The organism is Bacillus sp. FSL K6-1366, from assembly GCF_037976695.1.
GTDB lineage: Bacteria > Bacillota > Bacilli > Bacillales > Bacillaceae > Bacillus > Bacillus subtilis.
In genome coordinates this window covers 554,516-575,605 of the sequence record NZ_CP150268.1, presented here as the reverse complement: position 1 = coordinate 575,605, position 21,090 = coordinate 554,516, and the positions used below count along the sequence as shown (strand labels likewise).

Annotated in this window: 28 protein-coding genes and 1 tRNA gene; 23 read left to right on the top strand and 6 right to left on the bottom strand. The window is 41.6% G+C overall.

Features of this window, described 5'->3' with window-relative positions:
* Positions 1–4: 4 nt before the first annotated feature.
* The gene (pstB, locus tag MHI44_RS03095) at positions 5–787 is read left to right on the top strand and encodes a phosphate ABC transporter ATP-binding protein PstB (protein ID WP_014480273.1); all 783 of its coding nucleotides are present in this window, start codon (positions 5–7) and stop codon (positions 785–787) included.
* Between the two features lie 28 nt (positions 788–815).
* Here pstB and MHI44_RS03090 read toward each other — a convergent pair whose 3' ends face one another.
* Positions 816–1,280, bottom strand: coding sequence for an endolytic transglycosylase MltG (locus tag MHI44_RS03090; protein ID WP_042976512.1), 465 nt, complete (start codon positions 1,278–1,280; stop codon positions 816–818).
* On the bottom strand, positions 1,277–1,630 hold the full coding sequence (locus MHI44_RS03085; protein ID WP_003245993.1) for a hypothetical protein: 354 nt from the start codon (positions 1,628–1,630) through the stop codon (positions 1,277–1,279). The genes MHI44_RS03090 and MHI44_RS03085 overlap by 4 nt, the downstream gene beginning before the upstream one ends.
* 179 nt (positions 1,631–1,809) lie before the next feature.
* Between MHI44_RS03085 and MHI44_RS03080 the strand changes: the two genes are divergently transcribed.
* The 12 genes from MHI44_RS03080 (at position 1,810) to MHI44_RS03025 (ending at position 12,077) form a co-directional block, all read left to right on the top strand.
* Positions 1,810–2,280 carry a hypothetical protein gene (locus MHI44_RS03080; RefSeq protein ID WP_009967744.1) on the top strand — a complete coding sequence of 157 codons (471 nt, stop codon included), beginning with the start codon at positions 1,810–1,812 and terminating at the stop codon, positions 2,278–2,280.
* A complete protein-coding gene (locus tag MHI44_RS03075; protein ID WP_339202844.1) occupies positions 2,277–3,356 on the top strand; it encodes a glycosyltransferase family 4 protein in 1,080 nt (359 codons plus the stop codon). The genes MHI44_RS03080 and MHI44_RS03075 overlap by 4 nt, the downstream gene beginning before the upstream one ends.
* Positions 3,357–3,439: 83 nt before the next feature.
* A complete protein-coding gene (gene rpmG, locus MHI44_RS03070) occupies positions 3,440–3,589 on the top strand; it encodes a 50S ribosomal protein L33 (RefSeq protein ID WP_003153056.1) in 150 nt (49 codons plus the stop codon).
* A gap of 84 nt (positions 3,590–3,673) precedes the next feature.
* Entirely contained in the window at positions 3,674–4,237 is a 564-nt protein-coding gene (locus MHI44_RS03065) for a 5-formyltetrahydrofolate cyclo-ligase (RefSeq protein ID WP_003230122.1), read from the top strand.
* 66 nt (positions 4,238–4,303) lie between these two features.
* Positions 4,304–4,477, top strand: coding sequence for a hypothetical protein (locus tag MHI44_RS03060; RefSeq protein WP_003230126.1), 174 nt, complete (start codon positions 4,304–4,306; stop codon positions 4,475–4,477).
* Positions 4,478–4,566: 89 nt separating this feature from the next.
* Positions 4,567–6,090 (top strand): rhomboid protease YqgP, encoded by a 1,524-nt coding sequence (gene yqgP, locus MHI44_RS03055; protein WP_128441727.1) that lies wholly within the window; start codon positions 4,567–4,569, stop codon positions 6,088–6,090.
* 109 nt (positions 6,091–6,199) lie between these two features.
* Positions 6,200–6,415: a YqgQ family protein gene (locus MHI44_RS03050; RefSeq protein ID WP_004399107.1), complete on the top strand. Its 216-nt coding sequence runs from the start codon at positions 6,200–6,202 to the stop codon at positions 6,413–6,415.
* Positions 6,416–6,425: 10 nt separating this feature from the next.
* Positions 6,426–7,391 (top strand): glucose kinase GlcK, encoded by a 966-nt coding sequence (glcK, locus tag MHI44_RS03045; protein WP_130572563.1) that lies wholly within the window; start codon positions 6,426–6,428, stop codon positions 7,389–7,391.
* 116 nt (positions 7,392–7,507) lie between these two features.
* Positions 7,508–9,424 carry an LTA synthase family protein gene (locus MHI44_RS03040; protein WP_003230133.1) on the top strand — a complete coding sequence of 639 codons (1,917 nt, stop codon included), beginning with the start codon at positions 7,508–7,510 and terminating at the stop codon, positions 9,422–9,424.
* 82 nt (positions 9,425–9,506) lie between these two features.
* Positions 9,507–10,637: a M14 family metallocarboxypeptidase gene (locus tag MHI44_RS03035; RefSeq protein ID WP_339203506.1), complete on the top strand. Its 1,131-nt coding sequence runs from the start codon at positions 9,507–9,509 to the stop codon at positions 10,635–10,637.
* Positions 10,638–10,698: 61 nt separating this feature from the next.
* The gene (locus MHI44_RS03030) at positions 10,699–11,760 is read left to right on the top strand and encodes a hypothetical protein (RefSeq protein WP_339202840.1); all 1,062 of its coding nucleotides are present in this window, start codon (positions 10,699–10,701) and stop codon (positions 11,758–11,760) included.
* Positions 11,761–11,762: 2 nt separating this feature from the next.
* On the top strand, positions 11,763–12,077 hold the full coding sequence (locus tag MHI44_RS03025) for an MTH1187 family thiamine-binding protein (RefSeq protein WP_003230139.1): 315 nt from the start codon (positions 11,763–11,765) through the stop codon (positions 12,075–12,077).
* 31 nt (positions 12,078–12,108) lie between these two features.
* On the opposite strand, the gene MHI44_RS03020 is transcribed toward MHI44_RS03025, so the two are convergent.
* Complete coding sequence (locus MHI44_RS03020) at positions 12,109–12,282, bottom strand: DUF2759 family protein (protein ID WP_003230141.1); 174 nt, start codon at positions 12,280–12,282, stop codon at positions 12,109–12,111.
* Between the two features lie 156 nt (positions 12,283–12,438).
* Here MHI44_RS03020 and MHI44_RS03015 point away from each other — a divergent pair, with 156 nt between their 5' ends.
* Positions 12,439–13,074 carry an MBL fold metallo-hydrolase gene (locus MHI44_RS03015; RefSeq protein ID WP_042976503.1) on the top strand — a complete coding sequence of 212 codons (636 nt, stop codon included), beginning with the start codon at positions 12,439–12,441 and terminating at the stop codon, positions 13,072–13,074.
* A 39-nt stretch (positions 13,075–13,113) separates the two neighbouring features.
* On the opposite strand, the gene MHI44_RS03010 is transcribed toward MHI44_RS03015, so the two are convergent.
* Positions 13,114–13,359 (bottom strand): DUF2626 domain-containing protein, encoded by a 246-nt coding sequence (locus MHI44_RS03010; RefSeq protein WP_003226300.1) that lies wholly within the window; start codon positions 13,357–13,359, stop codon positions 13,114–13,116.
* Positions 13,360–13,590: 231 nt separating this feature from the next.
* On the opposite strand from MHI44_RS03010, the gene mgsR reads away from it, so the two are divergent.
* A complete protein-coding gene (gene mgsR, locus MHI44_RS03005; RefSeq protein ID WP_014477337.1) occupies positions 13,591–13,971 on the top strand; it encodes a transcriptional regulator MgsR in 381 nt (126 codons plus the stop codon).
* 66 nt (positions 13,972–14,037) lie between these two features.
* Here the strand turns inward: mgsR and MHI44_RS03000 are convergent.
* A tRNA-Gln gene (locus tag MHI44_RS03000) sits at positions 14,038–14,108 on the bottom strand.
* Positions 14,109–14,194: 86 nt separating this feature from the next.
* Here MHI44_RS03000 and rsbRD point away from each other — a divergent pair.
* On the top strand, positions 14,195–15,031 hold the full coding sequence (gene rsbRD / locus MHI44_RS02995; protein WP_041850019.1) for an RsbT co-antagonist protein RsbRD: 837 nt from the start codon (positions 14,195–14,197) through the stop codon (positions 15,029–15,031).
* A gap of 52 nt (positions 15,032–15,083) precedes the next feature.
* On the opposite strand, the gene MHI44_RS02990 is transcribed toward rsbRD, so the two are convergent.
* Positions 15,084–16,412: a hemolysin family protein gene (locus MHI44_RS02990; RefSeq protein WP_003230150.1), complete on the bottom strand. Its 1,329-nt coding sequence runs from the start codon at positions 16,410–16,412 to the stop codon at positions 15,084–15,086.
* A gap of 142 nt (positions 16,413–16,554) precedes the next feature.
* Here MHI44_RS02990 and corA point away from each other — a divergent pair, with 142 nt between their 5' ends.
* The 7 genes from corA to comGE all read left to right on the top strand — a co-directional run bounded on the left by corA (position 16,555) and on the right by comGE (position 21,075).
* Positions 16,555–17,508, top strand: coding sequence for a magnesium transporter CorA (corA, locus tag MHI44_RS02985; RefSeq protein WP_015483432.1), 954 nt, complete (start codon positions 16,555–16,557; stop codon positions 17,506–17,508).
* Position 17,509: 1 nt separating this feature from the next.
* The gene (locus MHI44_RS02980; protein WP_014480259.1) at positions 17,510–17,707 is read left to right on the top strand and encodes a CBS domain-containing protein; all 198 of its coding nucleotides are present in this window, start codon (positions 17,510–17,512) and stop codon (positions 17,705–17,707) included.
* A 211-nt stretch (positions 17,708–17,918) separates the two neighbouring features.
* Complete coding sequence (gene comGA, locus MHI44_RS02975) at positions 17,919–18,989, top strand: competence protein ComGA (RefSeq protein ID WP_004399124.1); 1,071 nt, start codon at positions 17,919–17,921, stop codon at positions 18,987–18,989.
* Positions 18,976–20,013, top strand: a complete 1,038-nt coding sequence (gene comGB / locus MHI44_RS02970) for a comG operon protein ComGB (RefSeq protein ID WP_029317912.1) — start codon at positions 18,976–18,978, stop codon at positions 20,011–20,013. The genes comGA and comGB overlap by 14 nt, the downstream gene beginning before the upstream one ends.
* 13 nt (positions 20,014–20,026) lie before the next feature.
* Complete coding sequence (gene comGC, locus MHI44_RS02965; RefSeq protein WP_003230162.1) at positions 20,027–20,323, top strand: comG operon protein ComGC; 297 nt, start codon at positions 20,027–20,029, stop codon at positions 20,321–20,323.
* Positions 20,313–20,744 (top strand): comG operon protein ComGD, encoded by a 432-nt coding sequence (gene comGD, locus MHI44_RS02960; RefSeq protein ID WP_014480256.1) that lies wholly within the window; start codon positions 20,313–20,315, stop codon positions 20,742–20,744. Before comGC ends, comGD begins: the two co-directional genes overlap by 11 nt.
* Positions 20,728–21,075 carry a ComG operon protein 5 gene (gene comGE / locus MHI44_RS02955; protein ID WP_014480255.1) on the top strand — a complete coding sequence of 116 codons (348 nt, stop codon included), beginning with the start codon at positions 20,728–20,730 and terminating at the stop codon, positions 21,073–21,075. Before comGD ends, comGE begins: the two co-directional genes overlap by 17 nt.
* Positions 21,076–21,090: the final 15 nt, after the last annotated feature.

Sequence of the window (21,090 nt, the reverse complement as noted above, 5' to 3'; positions counted from 1 at the left end):
GGCAATGAGTATTGCTACCGAAGCTGTAATGAAACAGGAAGTCTATCAAGTCAATGGAATGAACTTATGGTATGGACAGCATCATGCTTTAAAAAATATCAATTTGAGCATTTATGAAAATGAGGTTACGGCGATTATCGGTCCATCCGGATGCGGGAAATCGACCTTTATCAAGACATTGAATTTAATGATTCAAATGACGCCGAATGTAAAGCTTGCAGGTGAGCTGAACTATAATGGCAGCAACATTTTAAAGGATAAAGTGGACATCGTGGATTTGCGAAAAAATATCGGCATGGTATTCCAAAAAGGGAATCCGTTTCCGCAATCTATTTTTGATAATGTGGCTTACGGACCGAGAGTCCACGGCACCAAAAATAAGAAGAAGCTTCAGGAAATTGTGGAAAAGTCATTAAAAGACGTGGCGTTATGGGATGAGGTGAAGGATCGATTGCATACGTCCGCTCTTTCGCTGTCAGGGGGCCAGCAGCAGCGTCTTTGCATCGCCAGAGCACTTGCGACCAATCCTGATATTTTGCTGATGGATGAACCGACATCTGCACTAGATCCAATCTCAACGAGAAAAATTGAAGAACTCATTCTAGAGCTGAAAAATAAATATACAATTGTCATTGTCACGCATAACATGCAGCAGGCAGCAAGGGTTTCTGATCAAACCGCCTTTTTCTACATGGGCGAGCTTGTTGAATGCGACAATACGAATAAAATGTTCTCTAACCCGAAGGACCAAAGAACTCTCGATTACATTTCAGGAAAGTTTGGATGAAAAAAACAGGCTGAGTCAGCCTGTTTTTTTATCGTGTTAACGTTTTTACGATCTTTTTGAAACTCATGTCTGATTTTACTTTAAACTCGCCGGCACGAATTTCTTTGTGATAGCCGGCATCAATGACATAGTCATTAAAGTCTTGAGCCGAAGAGATAATGCCCTCTTTTTCAAGAATAGCAGATACATCCGCAGTGCTCATGCCATCTTTAATTTTGAGCTTGTACGTTTTGACTTTGTCTGTTTTCGTGTCTGAGCTGCTGTCATCGGTCAACGATTTCTCTTTTGAATCAAGAAGTTTTTGATATTCATCACGGTTCACAGAAACCATTTTTTTAGAATCAAGGTAATTGTTCACGTCTTGTTCAGTTACTGTTTTATTTTCTTTTACAGCAGCGGCCTGGTCTTCGTCAGTCAGATAAAAAACAGCTGCAAGAACGGCTGTCGCTAAAATGATGCCGCCAGCAAATGCCTGAATGCCCCGTTTTGTCATACGAGCACCTTCTCATTATCTTTGATAATCGTATTCACGTCTTCCACTGATACATGCTCAGCTTTAGCAATCGCTTCAGCTGACATACCGTTATTATATTTAGAAAGTATTTGTTTAGCGATTTTTTGATTGATGTCGTTCTGCTTTGATTTGCGAATGACAAGGTTTGTTTCCAGTAATTCTTCCTCAAGCACTGTCATTTTCTTTTTGAGCTTGTAAATTTCCTGCATCGCAGAAAGCTGCAGTGTTTCGAGCTCCTGTTCTACATCTTTCATCGGGTCTCTTTGAGAATATGAGAATGCAATTAGCGCTATACTGACGATAAACAACGCAATAATAGCAATTTCCACGTTTCATCACCTTCTATTCTTTTTTTATCCTTCTTTTTTATACCATAAAACCAATAGTTTCTAAAGGAATTCGCGAAAAAAACGAGATTTTGTCGAGAAATCTTTCTTCGCTTCTTCTTCATGTAATGGTTTAATAGGAACACGAAGTGAACGATTGGAAAGGAGAATGTTAGGAGTCCATGGATAAACACCCATTTCCCTATAATATACGACATAAGCTTTCCTTTTTTAGGGACACATTCGACATAATCATTCAAAACGCTCACACCTTGACCGTAAGCTGGGAAATCTCAGAAGAAACAATGCGGCTGGCTGAAGCGGTCCTTTTCGAAAAAACGCAGGATATGATAAAAGAATTGCGCATTGTCATCAAAAGAAAAGACATTGAAGCTGTCAGGACAAAACGCACAACGTATGATAAAGGAGAATGGACGATTAGACAGGCGGCTGGTGATGCTGTATATCGGGCTGAATACAGAATTGTGAATTCAATGAATGTCTCTCTCAAGCTTGCCGGTACAGACGACATCTATCTTGATGAAAATGGGATTCGTCATATAAACAGCTTTCAGATTGAAGAAGCGCACACCAGGTGGGAGGCGCAATTTTCTGCATACACCTGTTATGGGAGAGGGGAAAAAGAACGGTGAACATTCTCATGCTTTCACCCGAACATCCCGATGAGCCGAAAAGCGGGCTCGGTGTCCATTTAAACCGCCTCATTTCCTATTTAAACCCTCATATCAACATTACGGTTTTTACTCCGAGCGGGCAGCTGTTTTCGTATGCGAAGTTTGAAGATTACATAGCTGATGCTAACTTTACAATGGTTCGCCATGTGTTATCACACAATAAACGCTTTGATCTGATTCATGCCCATGATGACACAACTGCCCCTGCCGCCCAGTATTTGAAACAACGGCTTGGCCTTCCGCTTGCTGCGACAATCCACGGTCTTGAAAGCGAAAGGAAGAAGGTGTGCCGAGAAGCCCCACACCCATACAGGCTCATGACCGAACGGCTCCTTATAGAATCCGCTGATGCATTGATCGTATTAAGCACATTTATGAAGCGGTCTCTTAATAAGGCAGCACATAAAAAAATAACCGTTATCCCAAGCCCTGCATCTATGGAGGAAGAGAAGGGGAAAATCCAAAGAAGCATAAATAGAAGATTCCTCTTTTCATATGGAAGGTTCGTTCCGGAAAAAGGATTTTCGCAGCTGTTAAAGGTATTTGCCAACTTGAAGCAGCGTCAGCCTGACCTCTATCTAGTGCTGGCTGGGGAGGGGCCGTCTCTGTCCTCCTATGAGAAATTGGCTGCGGCATATAACCTGAAGGATCGTGTCATGTTTCTGCCGTTTCTCAATAGGAAAGACATCAGAACGTTACTGTCTCACTGTGAAATGGCTGTTTTCCCTAGTTCTTATGAACCGTTTGGGCTTGCCGCGCAAGAAAGCATGGAACAAGGTGTGCTGACTGTCGTTTCTCAGTCGGGTGGTTTTTGTGATTATGCCGTTCATGACAAAACGGCAATCATCGCTGATTTTACGCTCGTACAGGAAGCGGCTGATCTGCTGGACAGCTTTTTAAAAGACCGGGAAAAAGCCCGCCGGATAAAAGAAGCTGGCAGACAACAAGTGTTCAAGCTCCACCACCCCCGACTCATTATGTCATCATATTTGCAGCTTTATGAGCGTATCTTCAATAATTCAGCAATTCATTGAAAAACAGCCTAGCATTCCGTCCATTATAGTGGTATTATATATAAGTCTGAATAAGTAAATGATTTTAGTTTGGAGGGAAAATAATGCGCGTTAATATTACTTTGGCTTGCACTGAATGTGGTGAGCGTAACTATATTTCTAAAAAGAACAAACGCAACAATCCAGACCGCGTTGAATTTAAAAAATATTGCCCACGTGATAAAAAATCTACGTTACACCGTGAAACAAAATAACAGCTTTGCTGTTTGAGGTGTAAGAAAAAAGCCAGAGCTTTGAAAAAGGTTCTGGCTTTTTTTCTATTCCGAGGGGGATGAGAGATGAAATCACAATTAAGAAAAAAGACGCTGGAGGCACTGTCTGCTTTATCAAATGAAGATATTCTTCAAAAAACGGAACGTATGTATAAGTACTTGTTTTCTCTGCCGGAGTGGCAAAATGCCGGCACCATTGCCGTCACTATTTCCAGAGGATTAGAGATACCGACGCGTCCTGTCATTGAGCAGGCTTGGGAAGAAGGGAAACAAGTTTGCATCCCAAAATGCCATCCGGACACGAAGAAAATGCAATTTCGCACATATCAGACTGATGATCAGCTCGAAACCGTGTACGCCGGACTGCTCGAGCCGGTAATTGAAAAAACAAAAGAAGTAAACCCATCACAAATTGACTTGATGATCGTTCCGGGTGTTTGTTTTGATGTTAACGGGTTTAGGGTCGGCTTTGGAGGCGGCTATTATGATCGCTATTTAAGTGAATATGAAGGGAAGACAGTCTCTTTGCTTTTGGAGTGCCAGTTGTTTGCGCACGTACCCCGTCTGCCGCATGACATCCCGGTACATAAGCTGATAACAGAGGATCGGATTATTTCTTGTTTTTCATAACTTTCCTGTCCCTTATTCGAGAATAAATAAGGTAGAATAACAAACCCTATTGGCAGGAGGGATATCATGAAAAAACTTTTGATATATGCCATTTTCGCGGTTTCTGCCGTCATGTTTTATCAAAATCGCTACCGTCTTATGAATACTGTACTCAGCCAGCCAGGAATCAGGCGGTCTTTTATCCATTTGTTTTTAAGAATTCCATTTATCCGCAATAAGTTTATACAGCAAGCTTTCTAAAATCCCGTGAAAAACGGGATTTTTTGCTTTCAGTAGGCGTTTCGGAGCGCCAGCTGTTATAATGAAAAAAAACTATTGGAGCGGTAAACATGTTTTTGCTGGAGTATACATATTGGAAAATTGCGGCGCACCTGGTGAATAGCGGGTATGGCGTCATACAAGCCGGCGAGTCAGATGAAATATGGCTGGAAGCGCCGGACAAGTCCTCTTATGATCTAGTTCGTCTTTATAAGCACGATCTTGATTTCCGTCAAGAAATGGTTAGAGACATCGAAGAGCAGGCCGAACGAGTAGAACGAGTCAGACATCAATTGGGCAGACGAAGCATGAAACTGCTGAATGTGTTTTTTTCAACGGAAGCCCCTGTTGATGACTGGGAAGAGATTGCAAAAAAAACTTTTGAGAAGGGAACTGTGTCAGTTGAGCCGGCGATCGTTAGAGGAACGATGCTTCGAGATGATCTTCAAGCGGTTTTTCCATCATTTCGTACAGAAGATTGTTCAGAGGAACACGCTTCGTTTGAAAACGCGCAAATGGCGCGAGAACGCTTCCTTTCGCTAGTGCTGAAACAAGAAGAACAGAGAAAAACTGAAGCGGCGGTTTTTCAAAACGGAAAACCGACTTTTACATATTTATTTATTGCGCTTCAGATCCTGATGTTTTTCTTGCTCGAAATAAACGGAGGCAGCACTAATACGGAGACACTGGTGGCTTTTGGAGCAAAAGAAAACAGCCTGATTGCACAAGGAGAATGGTGGCGGCTTCTGACACCGATCGTGCTTCACATCGGCATAGCGCATTTAGCTTTTAATACGCTGGCTTTATGGTCGGTTGGTACAGCGGTTGAGCGGATGTATGGATCGGGGAGATTTTTGCTGATTTATCTGGCTGCTGGCATTACGGGTTCGATTGCGAGTTTTGTGTTCAGCCCGTATCCTTCGGCAGGGGCATCAGGAGCCATATTCGGATGCTTAGGTGCATTACTGTATGTTGCTTTGTCTAATCGAAAAATGTTTTTAAGAACCATAGGAACCAATATTATTGTCATTATTATCATCAATCTGGGCTTTGGTTTTGCGGTTTCGAATATTGATAATTCAGGACATATCGGCGGCTTGATTGGCGGCTTTTTCGCTGCAGCAGCACTGGGGTTGCCCAAAGCCGGAGCCTTTGGAAAAAGATTGTTGTCAGCGGTTTTGCTGATTGCTTTGGCTGTTGGATTTTTATATTACGGATTGCATTCGCCTTCACACCAGGAGTCAGCGCTGATTCAGCAGGCAAGCGAGCTGTATCAGGAAGGAAAGTATGAAGAAGTAACAGAATTGCTGAACGGAGAAGCAGCGCAAAAAGATGCCTCTGCCGATCTTTTGAAAATTCTTGCTGTTTCTGATATTCAAATCGGCGAATATGATCAGGCGGTTTCCCTTTTGGAACGAGCAGTGAAAAAAGAACCTAAAGACCATGCTTCCTATTACAATTTAGCGTTATTGTATGCGGAAAAAAATGAGCTTGCACAAGCAGAAAAGGCCATCCAGACGGCTGTGAAACTGAAGCCGAAGGAGCAGCGCTACAAGGAGCTGCAGCGGCAAATTGAAAACAATAAAGAATCATAGAGGTGGAATATGGAAAGGAGGCTGGCTTTTTTGTCAGCGTTTTCTTCTTGACTGACCGCTTCCTTATGAATACGCTTATGATAGTTAAGTTCAAGAAATGGTGAGGAAAATGAATACATTTTATGATGTGCAGCAGCTGTTAAAAACGTTTGGCCACATTGTTTATTTTGGAGACAGAGAGCTTGAAATTGAGTTTATGCTGGATGAATTAAAGGAATTATACATGAACCACATGATTGAAAAGGAGCAGTGGGCCAGAGCGGCAGCTGTCCTTCGAAAAGAATTGGAACAAACAAAAAACGGAAGAGATTTTTATAAAGGCTAAGGTGATAAAAATGGACGAGATATGGTTTGCGGGCATTGACCTGGGAGGAACGACGATTAAACTCGCTTTTATTAATCAATATGGCGAAATTCAGCATAAGTGGGAAGTTCCGACTGATAAAACCGGCGACACGATTACTGTCACAATTGCAAAAACAATCGACAGCAAGCTGGATGAGCTGCAAAAACCGAAGCACATCATCAAATACATCGGAATGGGTGCACCAGGCCCTGTAGATATGGCGGCAGGAGTGGTTTATGAAACAGTAAATCTAGGGTGGGAAAATTATGCTTTGAAAAACCATCTGGAGACAGAAACCGGCATCCCAGCTGTTATAGAAAATGACGCGAATATTGCTGCGCTCGGGGAAATGTGGAAGGGAGCGGGTGATGGCGCAAAAGACGTCATTCTCGTGACGCTTGGCACAGGAGTTGGCGGCGGCATCATTGCAAATGGTGAAATTGTACATGGTATAAATGGCGCCGGCGGAGAAATCGGCCATATTTGCAGCATCCCTGAAGGCGGAGCGCCCTGCAACTGCGGCAAAACGGGCTGTATCGAAACAATTGCGTCAGCAACCGGAATTGTAAGAATTGCAAAAGAAAAAATAGCAAATGCTAAAAAGACGACACGTTTAAAAGCAACCGAACAATTGTCAGCGCGGGATGTGTTTGAAGCGGCGGGTGAAAATGATGAAATTGCCCTTGAGGTGGTTGATTATGTAGCCAAGCATCTTGGTTTGGTGCTCGGAAATTTGGCAAGCTCGCTTAATCCATCCAAAATCGTTCTTGGCGGCGGCGTATCGAGAGCCGGAGAACTGCTGAGATCAAAAGTCGAGAAAACATTCCGCAAATGCGCGTTTCCGCGGGCAGCCCAAGCTGCTGATATTTCAATCGCAGCACTTGGAAATGATGCCGGCGTTATCGGAGGCGCTTGGATCGCTAAAAATGAATGGCTGAAACATCAAAATTGTTAAAATTGTGTAAATGAAATTGATTTTTTGTTGTGCTCAGGTTAAGATTTAATTTGATGTGTTAATGAGAATGTTGGGAATAGACTGATTTTTTTGAGCGTGCTGCATAGGAGGTTGAAATGCGAAAAACGTTTTTTTCGAAGATTTCATTTATGCTGATTGCCATTTTATTGATGTGGCTGAAAACGTATGCTGTTTACAAAACCAGTTTTCATATTAAAATCGACAATCTAACACAGGAATTTATTCTGTTTATCAACCCATTGAGTTTTTTGTTGCTTATTTTTGGCCTCAGCCTGTTTTTGAAAGGCAAAAACAGAAATCGCTATATTATCGCGATGAGCTGTCTTGTCACGTTTGTATTGCTGGCAAATATGGTTTTTTACCGTTTTTACAATGATTTCTTAACAATCCCTGTTCTTTTTCAAACGAGCAATATGGGTGATCTCGGAAGCAGCATCGGAACACTTCTTGAGCCGACAGACCTCCTATTAGCTGTAGATATTGCGGTTTTAATATGGCTTCACATCCGGCAAAAAGCTTTTCAATCGGACATTCCCTCAACGAAAAATGAACGGGCGGCTTATTTTTTGTTCGTTGCTTCTGTTTATTTCTTCAACCTAGGCTTGTCTGAGGCGGAAAGACCTCAGCTATTGACACGCTCATTTGACAGAGAAATGCTTGTTAAAAACATTAGCCTGTTTAATTTTCATATTTACGATGGCGTTCTTCAGTCAAAGCAATCCGCACAGAGAGCGTTGGCAGACAGCAACAGCCTGACGGAGATTGAAAACTACGTAACCGCTAATGCGAAGGATGCCAACAAACGCTTATTCGGCGCTGCAAAAGGAAGGAACGTCATTCTCGTATCCTTAGAGTCGACGCAAAGCTTCGTGATTAATGAAAAATTGAATGGAGAAGAAATCACGCCTTTTCTGAATGACTTTATAAAACAGAGCTACAACTTTAATAATGTTTACCACCAAACAGGCCAGGGGAAAACCTCGGATTCTGAATTTATCGTGGACAATTCACTGTATCCGCTTGGACGAGGTGCCGTATTTTTTACGAATGCGGGCAATCAATATATGGCCGCTCCTGAAATTTTGAAAAACAGCGGATACTATTCAGCGGTGCTCCACGCTAATAATAAGAGCTTTTGGAATCGTGATTTAATGTACGACTCATTTGGATATGATTCGTTTTTTGATATTAACTCGTATGATGTAACTGACGAAAATTCAGTCGGCTGGGGACTTAAGGATAAAGAATTTTTTGAGCAGTCTTCAGAGCTGATGAAAAATCTGCCTCAGCCGTTTTACTCGAGGCTGATTACACTGACGAACCACTTCCCGTTTGATCTTGATGAAGAGGATCAATTGATTGATGAATATGATTCAAGCAGCCAGACGCTAAATAAATATTTTCCGACAGTGCGTTATCAGGATGAGGCGCTGAAACGGTTTATCGAAAAGCTGAAGGAAGACGGGTTATACGACAACTCTGTTATTGTATTATATGGTGACCATTATGGTATATCAGAAAACCATAATGAAGCGATGGGGCAGTTTTTAGGAAAAGAAATAACCCCATTTGAAGAGGTACAGCTCCAAAAAGTGCCGCTGGTCATTCATATTCCGGGTATTACTGATAAAAAGCCGCAAACCATTGAAACAGTAGGCGGGCAGATTGATATCAGGCCGACGCTGATGAATCTTTTAGGGATTGATACGAAAGATCAAATTCAATTCGGCAACGATCTGCTTTCAGACGAAAAACTGGACTTCACGGTGCTCCGGGACGGGAGCTTTATCACAGATCAGGTTGTTTATACAGACGGTGCGTGTTATGACAAAGAGACGGGAAAACCGTTAGAAGAGACAAAACAATGTGAAGCATTTGCTGATAAAGCAAAACAGGAGCTATCACTTTCTGATGAAATCATTTATGGGGATTTGTTGCGATTTTATGACCAGAAAAGGCTGGACAATTCGTCAAAGCGGAAAGAAAAACAAATGCTTGATCAGGCATCATAATCACAATGTCTCCCGCATCGAAGTGAGCGGGAGGCTTTCTTTTTTTAAATACGCTGTCATATAGTAACAAAAAAGGGGGATGATGATGGCGTTTATTACTGTGAAACCTGAGATCAAGAACAATTTGGCCAATGTGGCGAAAGAACTGAAGATAGACGAGGAATTGCTTAAAAGTGCAAATCGCTCCGCACAAAAACATCAATTGTATTGCCCTGGTTATGTGATAGAGGAGCATAGCGGCAAAGAGCTTCAAACCATTCAGGACATAAAGCGCTTTTTACAGCCTCGGCAGCTGAAACTTTCAGATAGCTGGATTGAGCAAGAGAAAATCTATGATGATTCAGCTGTTGAAAAGGAAATAAAGAAGATTATTGATGTTTTTCCGTTTGTCTCATGCCGGGAAATTGGCCGTTCTGTACTCGGCAGGCCAATCTGGGAGCTGAAGGCTGGTGGGGAGCATGCCGTAAAAAAGGTCCATATGAACGCGTCATTTCATGCGAATGAGTGGATTACAACGTCTGTCCTGCTAAAATGGTTTAAGGAATACTGTATGTCATTATGCTGCAATTCGCCTTTCTTTGGCTTTTCTCCCATGAAACTGTTTAACAGCACATCCTTATCCCTCGTTCCTCTTGTCAATCCGGATGGCGTTGATCTTGTTTTAAACGGATCAGAAGTCATGGGAGCCAGAAGAGATGAGCTCGAAAGGCTAAATGAACATCGTCCGAATTTTAATGAATGGAAGGCGAATATAAACGGGGTTGATTTAAATAAACAATTTCCATCATTATGGGAAATTGAAAAATACCGAAAACCGACAGCACCCAGCTACCGCGATTTTCCGGGAATCTCTCCGCTTACGGAGCCGGAATCTATTGCGATGTACCGGCTGATCACGGAGAATCCGCCTGACAGACTGCTGGCTCTTCATACTCAAGGAGAAGAAATTTATTGGGGCTATAAAGGCCTTGAGCCTGAGGAATCTGCTACCGTCATAAAGGAGTTTGAGGAGTTAAGCGGGAACATTTATAAGGGAGTAAGGGATATAGACAGCTATGCTGGATTTCGTGATTGGTTTATTCACCATTATTTTAAGGAAGGGTATACGGTGGAACTTGGAAAAGGCCAAAATCCTTTGCCGTTTCAGCAGTTTTCACACATATATAACGCCACAAGCGGCATCTTGTGGAGGGCGTTATTTTTTTATGAATAACTGAAACTTTTTCTTTTTTCTGCCGAAGCAAATATGAGAGAATAAAGATGATCGGAGGGGAATGCTGATGAGATCAGTTTGTTTTATTCTGCTGGCGGTATTGCTGTTTAGTTTATCGGCATGCGAACCATCTCATCAGCAGCAAAAACAGGCATCGGCGGCAAAAGATGAGAAAAAAGACATCATACCGCTTTCCACGGAAAAAGCGGATGGGGCGGAAGGCTGGCTGAATAACAGCACAATATTATATACTGCGTCTAATCCGACGAAAACAGAGCTTTTTGCGTACCGCATCTTTACAGGCAAAGCGAAAAAGCTCTATCAAACGGATGGTCAAATCGTTGATGTTCAAATCAATGCGAGGGAGCAGATGATTCTGCTGCAAATCACACATAGCCAAAAGACGGCAGTGGTTTTGCTTAATGCAGAAGGGGAGACGCTTTACGAAAAAGATTACGAAACGTATGAGCTTGAAGCTGCTTGGAATCAGTATGATCCTTATCAAATGATGGTGACGGAATTCAATGAAAACTGGGATTTCCATACATATCAGGTGAATGCTAAAAAAGACGAATCTTTCTTAAGCCCAGTACAGGTTCCGTTCATTCATTGGACATCCAAAAATACATTTGATTATGTAAAAGAGGGAAGAGACGATAAAACAGGGCCTTTATATACGTTCGATACAGCTTCTAAGACGGAACAGAAGCTTGAGGATAACGTTCTATTCTTCGATTCTTTCCATCAAATGAGTTTTACTGTCAAATCAGCTTCCGGAGGAAAAGGGACGTATCAGTTTAAAACGCCGCAATCAACATCACCTGTTACAGCGAAATGGCCGCTCCAAGCGAAATATACAAGTTTGGCTCCAATGGAGTATGACTATGATGAAGCAGGAGGCCTGTTTTATACATTCAAACAAAGCGGCGATGCATATAAGCTCGCAGCAATCAATGTAGCATCGGGAGAGACAAAAGATCTTGTGTCTCTGCGGGAAATGGAGCCGATTCAAATATCTCCGAACGGGAAATATGCGTTATACGGCTTTCATTTTGAGCAAATTATTTTATTGAAATCACATGAAACGAAGCAACTTATCATTGATCAAAAGGAGATGGAATAACGATGGCTATCGCAGATGTAACCATTATCCCAATCGGTACGGAAACACCCAGTGTCAGTGCTTACGTAGCCGATGTGCAAAAGATATTAGAAGGATATCAAGCAGAAGGGAAAATCAAATATCAGCTGACACCGATGAATACGCTGATTGAGGGAGAACTCAGTGACCTTTTTGCAGTCATTCAGGCAATTCACGAAGCGCCATTTCAAAAAGGATTGCACAGAGTGGCAACGAATATCCGCATCGATGACAGGCGTGACAAAAAAACGACGCTTGAGAGCAAAATAGAAAGTGTCAATAAACATTTACAGCCATAAAAATAAACCTGTATCCGATCGGATACAGGTTTTAATGTGCGGTTGGATACCCGCTGTTTATTACGGTCATCACGGTAAACCATCCAAAGACAAATAAGGTGGCACCGGCTAATAAAAACCCGAGTATATTTTTATTTCTAACAGAACGCAAGACTCCCCATAAAGCGAAAAGAGCGACAAGGCCGAAAATCACGACAAGTAACATAACACAGCCCCCTTTACATTGAAAAACCTGCAATTCTTTCCAGTTTTATTCTACCTGTTTTTTATAGGTTTGTCGATAGCGTTTTCATTGCGATTGTTTGAATCTTTTTTAAAAAACCCTCATAATAAGAGCATAAAAAAGAAAGAGGTGATAATAGTGAAATGGAGACGAATGCCAGTAGGGCCGATTCAAGCGAACGCATATTTTCTCATCAGTGATGATCAATGCCTTATTTTTGATCCGGGCGGCGAGGGACATAAAATCAATCAATACATAAAAGAAAAAGGGCTGACGCCTTTAGCCATTTTGCTTACACATGCCCATTTTGACCATATTGGGGCGCTTGATGAAGTGAGAGAAAAATGGGATATCCCTGTTTACCTGCATCAAAATGAAAAAAATTGGCTTACGGACGCTTCTTTAAATGGCTCCGGCATGCTGCGAGGGATAGAAGTAACAGCTAAGCCTGCAGATCATTTAATTGAAGGTGACGGTGAGTTGAATATCGGGCCGTTTCATTTGGAAACATTATTTACGCCGGGGCATTCACCAGGCAGTGTGTCTTACTACGTGAAAGATGCAGACTTGGTCATCTCCGGAGATGTTTTGTTCCAAGGCGGTATAGGACGTACGGATTTAATAGGCGGCGATCAAGAGACGCTGCTGACGTCCATTCATGAAAAACTGCTTACGCTTCCGGAACACACGCTGGTGTTAAGCGGCCATGGACCTGAAACAAACGTACTGACTGAGCAGGACCAAAATCCGTTTTTAAATGGGTTTTCATTGTAAAAAAAGAGACAAACCGATAAGGTTTGTCTCTTTCTGCATTTAATGGCCTCCGCCGCCGGGCACCATAATAAAAATTGAGTAATATGTAAAGCCGGCGAAGAAAATTGTTAAATAAGCGCCAAAAATATAAATATACATGCGTTCGGTTAAGTTCAAATACGATAGAAACACAAATAAGATCGTCTGTCCAAAAAATAAAAGGGAAGCATCTTTCATATCACCTAAATAAAACATGACTGCAAAAATTCCCGTCCAAAATCCTAACACCCGGAACATGCGATTCATTTTTATCCCCTCCCGAGAGTCCCTCTGACTGTTATTATAATAGATCACACCTAGAAATGTAAACATTTTCATTATTAATATACAAATGGAATTTGTCCCTTTGATTGTGTTTTCTATTGTATGAATGTTTTTTAAAAAATAATCCGAAAAAAGTTCTGTAAATGGTTTAAATGAAAAATGATCCGGGTAGTTATTCTACAAAGAGATGGTTAACTGAGGAGGAAAAAACGAATGGAACAACAATTAACTTTTTACTCATATCCAAGCTGCACGTCATGCCGAAAAACAAAACATTGGCTTAAAGCACATCAAATTGAATTTAACGAACGGCACTTATTCAGAGAAACCCCGACAATAGAAGAATTAAAGTACATTTTATCGTTAACGACAGAAGGAATTGATGAAATTTTGGCGACAAGAAGCCAGACTTTCAAAAATTTAAATTTAAACATTGAAGAAATGACGGTAAATGAGGTGCTGGAACTTTTAATCGAGAAGCCGAAGCTTTTGCGACGCCCGATTCTAGTAGACAACAAAAAGCTGGTGATTGGTTATAACCCGGGAGAATTGTTGAAGTTATCGAAGAAGAAAACGGTTCATCAATCTGCATGATGAAAAACCGAAGATCCGCTGATTTATTCGAATCAGCTTATCTTCGGTTTTTCACCTGTTCAGAAACTGGGCTAGCTGGATTCGAACCAACGATCACGGAGTCAAAGTCCATTGCCTTACCGCTTGGCTATAGCCCATTGAATCTAAACATAGTATGTGTAAAGGCAGACGCGTTATACATATATAGCGTACATTTTTCAAAAACAGGAGGGAGCTCATTAAGATGATAGCTCTTGATCAGCACTTAACAGAGCACAAAGAAGATATCACGCAACAATGGCTGGAAGTTTGTACGTCAAACGGCAGCTGGCTGTATTCAGCGAAAGATCAGCAAAAACTAGAACAAAAGTTAAAAGACCAGCATGAATTATTGGTGACCATCGTAGCAAAATCCCTTAGAAAAGAAGACGTAGAGGATGAGCTCAACCGGTGGTCTCTTCAATGCGCCAGAGACCGTGCCGTTCATGAGGTGACGGTTACACAAAGTGTCGGCCAGTTTAACACTTTCAGGCACATCATGTTTGAATGGATTCAGAAATTCAGCGAAGCTTCTTCTCAAGACATCAGCATTCAGGAATTTTATGAGTGGAGCCGGATCTTGAATCAAAACATTGATGAGATCATCGAAGTGTTTACGGAAGAATATCACCAGGTGACCATGATACAATTAAACGCGCAAAAAGAAATGATTAATGAATTGAGTGCGCCGATTATGCCGATTACTGATGGGATTGGGATTCTTCCGCTTGTCGGTGAAATTGATACGCACAGAGCGAGGACGATTTTGGAGTCTGTGCTGGAGCAGTGCTCAGCGTTAAAGCTCTCGTATTTATTTTTAGATATTTCGGGCGTTCCTATCGTTGATACCATGGTAGCCTATCAAATTTTTAAAGTGATTGACAGCACCAAATTGCTCGGCATTGAGACGATTATTTCAGGAATCAGGCCGGAAATTGCCCAAACTGTCGTGAAGCTGGGTCTGGATTTTTCGAATGTGAAAACCGAGCAAAGTCTTGCTAAAGCACTGGCCAATAAAGGGTTTAAAATAAAAGAGTGTTGATGCCTTTGCCATGTTAATCTTGAAAGATAGCAGCTGAACAGCCTTTCACGGGCTATTCAGCTTTTTTAACTTCTATAAATAAAATGTGATGGCTGTTGATGTCTTTTACCTTAAAAGAGTAGCCATCATATTCTATGGTACTTTCAGGCTCAGCGTCTATGTTTTGTGTCAAAAACCAGCCGCCCAAGGTGTCTACTTCTGCGTCCGATAAATCGGTTCCAAGCAGGCTGTTAACATCGCTGATTAATAATTTTGCATTTAACAAGTAATGATCCTTTCCAAGTTCGCGGATATGAGGCACTTCATCCGCATCAAATTCATCACGGATTTCTCCTACAATTTCCTCGATAATATCCTCGACAGTGACCAAACCGGACGTCCCGCCATATTCATCTATGAGGATCGCCATATGAGTGCGTTCCTTTTGCATTTTCAGCAATAGTTTATAAATAGGAATCGTCTCAATGACATGGATAACGGGCTGTACGAAAGGTTCAATTTGATGCTTCTTGATTGAAAAATCTTTCGTCAGCATGGAAAACAGCACTTCTTTCATATTAATCACGCCAATAACGTTATCTTTATCCTCTCTTACAACTGGGTACCGTGTATATTTTGTTTGCTTGACTGTTTCCTGAAGATTTGAAATGGAGTCTTCATCTAGTGACAAACTGACCATTTCATTTCGCGGCACCATAATTTCCTTTGCCATTCGTTTATCAAAGGTGAAGATATTATTCATGTACTTTAATTCACTTTTTCTAATCTCGCCGCTTTTATAGCTTTCAGCCAATAGGACACGAAGTTCTTCCTCTGTATATGCCAGCTCGTGCTCTGATGCCGGCTTCAGTCCAAACACTCCTGTAATCAATCGGGCAGAGTGGTTCAACAGCCAAATGAATGGAAACATGATCTTATAAAACCAAATAAGCGGTTTAGCGAACAACAAGGTAATGCTTTCTGCTTTTTGAATGGCGAAACTCTTTGGAGCCAGCTCCCCGATAACGACATTTAAATACGTAACCGCTAAAAATGCGATGACGAGTGAAAGCAGGTGGGTAAGCGATTCATTTAAGCCTGCTTTATGAAAAAGCGGTCGAAGCAGAGTTTGCACAGTCGGTTCCCCAAGCCATCCTAGACCTAAAGCTGCGACTGTGATGCCCAGCTGACAGGCTGATAAATATTCATCAAGGTGAGTGATGACATGCTTTGCCGCTTTAGCACCTTTCTTTCCTTTTGCGACAAGCTGATCAATTTTGGACCGCCGCACTTTTACGATTGAAAATTCTACGGCAACAAAAAATCCTGTTAACAAAATGAGAATAGCGACTGCTAGTAAATTGACAAATTCCAAAACAACTGCCTTCTCCAAGGAAGGCATGCACCTCCCTTTTCCGATGTCTTTCTACATTCCATACCACCTGAAAATGCTCATAAAACATGTGTTGAAGCGGCAGACTGGTTTAGTGACGCGGTTATTGGGCAATTAAAGAATAAAGAACAAAAGTTTGGAGGATCTTGACATGAAGGCACATACAGGAAAGGATTGGTTTTGGTACCAAATGGGGCCTCAAGAAAGAAGTAAGGCAAGAGATCTAATCCATTTTTCTCACTGGCCTCAGTGTGAAAAGTGGTTTGAAAATAACCATCACGTTAATTTTTTGCGAGTAGATACAACTGAAACGGAAAATGAAGCGGTATTTGGGTCGATTGTTTATGATCAGGGGCTTGGTGAAGAAAAAGATCATACTGTTTTTCACTTTTATATCACCAGACAATATTTTTTTACAATCAATTTTGATTTTTCGATTTTGAGAGAGATTAAAGGAAAAGAAGTTGTCCGGCAAATGGAAAGAGCGGACAATGCGATAGAGGGGTTTTTAATTCTTCTCGGCGAACTAATGAATGCGTATTTAATCGGTGTTGATGAATTTGAAGTAAAGCTGAGAAAGCTTAGATGGCAGATTAAAGACGACAATAGCAAAAGCATTTTAAACCGTGTCCATCTCCTGCGCCATGAACTGATGATTTGGAAAAATTTGATACTAAGCGCTAAAAAAATTGAAATGGCGTTGAAAGAAACCTTTTTACCTCAAAATGAAGAGAAAAAGGATTATCAGCGGACACAACTGAAGATTGACAGGGGATTTACATACATCAGCGAATTTGAAGGGGAGCTTAACAATCTGCTGCATTCAGAGGAAGTCATTACCTCACATAGGGGGAATGAAATTGTAAAAGCGCTGACCATTTTCACGACGCTTTTTACGCCGATTACAGCTCTGGGGGCCTTATGGGGGATGAACTTTTCAGTGATGCCGGAACTGAATTGGAAATACGGATATCTCTTTTCTCTCTTATTGATTGTCACATCTACAGTTCTGATCTATCTCTATTTGAGGAAAAAAGGCTGGACGGGAGATATGCTGCAGGAGCGGAAGAAGAAAAAGAAACCTCGAAAAAGGCGGACTCTATAGGATGTTTCATATTTTGTACAGCGTGCCCCGTTTTTTCACCAGTCATATCAGGGTGACCGGATACGATGTCAAGGCGCTTATGGCAGAGCATCAAATCCGCCGTTTACCGATTCTTGAATATGGCCAAATTGCCGGTATTGTTGCATTAGGCGACCTTTCCGTTGAGAAAGATACTGGTCAAAAAGCGAAAACAGCATAATGAAAATGGAATCTAGCAGGCATGGTGACCATGTCTGCTTTTTTATTTATAGGGAAAATTATAATGACAGGGGTACATTCAGTTGAAAGTCTTTTTCTTGCCAGAAAGAAGGGATTTTTCAGCATATAACGTCTCACAAAATCACGTTTTCCCTGTTTGATTACCGCTCCTTCTTTTTCTACAATACGCATTGAAAGGAGAGGGAATCAAATTGGATTCAATAGAAAAGGTAAGCAAAAACTTGATTGAAGAAGCATATCTAACAAAGGCTTCTGATATTCACATTGTGCCGAGGGAGCGGGACGCTATCATTCATTTTCGGGTCGATCATGCCTTGCTGAAAAAAAGGGACATGAAAAAAGAAGAGTGCGTAAGGCTGATTTCACATTTTAAATTTCTTTCAGCAATGGATATAGGTGAAAGGCGAAAGCCGCAAAACGGTTCGCTTACGTTAAAGCTGAAAGAGGGAAATGTTCATTTAAGAATGTCAACGCTGCCCACAATTAATGAAGAAAGCCTCGTGATCAGAGTGATGCCCCAATACAATATCCCTTCGATTGATAAATTGTCGCTATTTCCGAAGACAGGAGCCACATTACTCTCGTTTTTAAAACATTCCCATGGCATGCTCATTTTTACCGGGCCAACTGGTTCAGGGAAGACTACCACACTATACTCTCTCGTTCAATATGCAAAAAAACACTTTAATCGAAATATTGTCACATTAGAGGACCCTGTTGAAACAAGGGACGAAGATGTTCTTCAGGTTCAGGTGAATGAAAAAGCCGGTGTAACTTATTCCGCAGGTCTGAAAGCAATTTTGCGCCATGACCCCGATATGATTATTTTAGGTGAGATCAGAGACGCGGAAACAGCTGAAATTGCGGTGCGGGCAGCGATGACGGGACATCTGGTACTAACGAGCCTTCATACGAGAGACGCAAAGGGCGCCATTTACAGACTGCTTGAATTCGGTATCAATATGAATGAAATTGAACAGACTGTCATTGCAATAGCGGCTCAGCGCTTGGTTGATTTGGCTTGCCCGTTTTGTGAAAACGGATGTTCATCAGTGTATTGTCGCCAGTCACGAAATACCAGGAGAGCTAGCGTTTATGAGCTTCTTTACGGGAAAAATCTTCAGCAATGTATCCAGGAGGCAAAAGGAAATCATGCAAATTACCAATATCAAACGCTTCGTCAAATTATCAGGAAAGGAATTGCGCTCGGCTATTTAACGACAAACAACTATGACCGGTGGGTTTATCATGAAAAAGATTAGAAAAGTCTGGTCGTTAAAGGATCAAGCGAGGTTATTAAAGAGGCTCGGTGAAATGACTGCGGGCGGATATACGCTTCTGGATGGATTACGCCTGATGGAACTTCAGATGAATAAGAGGCAGGCGGCTGACTTGACTGGTTCGGTCACTTGTTTGAGGGAAGGGGCTCCGTTTTATCAAGTACTAAAGAGTTTGTCATTTCATAAGGAAGCCGTAGGTATTTGTTATTTTGCTGAAACACATGGTGAACTGCCTGCTTCCATGATCCAGAGCGGAGAGCTGCTGGAACGAAAAATTGCACAGGCAGACCAGCTGAAAAGAGTGCTGCGCTATCCGCTTTTCCTCATCTTTACGGTCGCTGTCATGTTTTATATGTTACAGTCCATCATCATTCCTCAGTTTTCCGGTATCTATCAATCGATGAATATGGAAACCTCACGTTCAACCGATATGCTTTTTGCTTTTTTTCAGCATATTGATCTTGTGATCATTTTGCTTGTTCTTTTTACAGCAGGTATCGGGATTTATTATTGGCTTGTGTTTAAGAAAAAATCACCTGCCCGGCAAATGCTGATTTGTATCAGGATTCCTTTGGTTGGAAAGCTTGTAAAGCTGTTTAACAGCTACTTTTTTTCTTTGCAGCTAAGCAGCCTTTTAAAATCAGGCCTCTCAATTTATGACAGCCTTAATGCATTTAAACATCAAACGTTTCTCCCTTTCTACCGCTGCGAGGCTGAACAATTGATTGAACGGCTAAAAGCCGGTGAGTCAATTGAATCCGCTATTTGTGGAAGCCCTTTTTATGAAACTGATTTATCAAAAGTCATATCTCACGGCCAGCTGAGCGGCCGATTGGATCGGGAGCTTTTCACATACAGCCAATTCATATTACAGCGGCTGGAACACAAAGCGCAAAAATGGACAGGCATCCTTCAGCCAATGATTTATGGATTTGTTGCAGCGATGATCTTACTTGTGTATTTATCTATGCTTGTGCCTATGTATCAGATGATGAATCAAATGTGAAAGGAAGAGGCTGATGAATGAGAAAGGATTTACACTTGTTGAAATGTTAATCGTGCTCTTTATTATTTCGATTTTGCTTTTAATTACGATACCGAACGTCACGAAACATAATCAAACCATTCAAAAAAAGGGCTGTGAAGGCTTACAAAACATGGTTAAGGCACAAATGACTGCATTTGAGCTTGATCATGAAGGACAAACTCCGAGCCTTGCCGATTTACAGTCAGAGGGCTATGTGAAAAAGGATGCTGTCTGTCCAAATGGTAAGCGCATTATCATCACCGGCGGAGAAGTTAAGGTTGAACATTAAATTAAACGAGGAGAAGGGGTTTACCCTTTTAGAAAGTTTGCTTGTGTTAAGCCTTGCCTCTATCCTCCTGATTGCCGTCTTCACCACACTTCCTCCTGCTTATGACAATACAGCTGTCCGACAGGCAGCAAGGCAGCTGAAAAATGATATTATGCTCACACAGCAGACTGCTATTTCCCGTCAACAAAGAACAAAAATTCTCTTTCATAAAAAAGAATATCAATTAGTCATTGGTGATACGGTCATTGAACGTCCGTATGCAACGGGACTTTCTATAGAACTGCTGACATTAAAAGACCGTTTGGAATTTAATGAGAAAGGGCACCCGAATGCAGGCGGAAAAATACGAGTAAAAGGCCATGCCGTTTATGACATAACAGTTTATCTAGGGAGCGGGAGAGTCAATGTGGAGAGAAAATAAAGGTTTTTCTACAATAGAAACAATGTCTGCGCTAAGCCTGTGGCTGTTTGTGCTGCTGACAGTCGTCCCCTTGTGGGACAAGCTGATAGCTGATGAAAAAATGGCGGAATCACGAGAAATCGGCTATCAGATGATGAATGAGAGCATTAGCAAATATGTCATGAGTGGTGAAGGAGCCGCGTCAAAAACAATTACAAAGAACAATCATATCTATGCAATGAAGTGGGAGGAGGAGGGCGAATATCAAAACGTATGTATCAAAGCCACAGCTTATAAAGAGAAATCATATTGCCTCAGCATCCTGCAGACAGAATGGCTATACGCTTCTTAACGTATTATTTTCGCT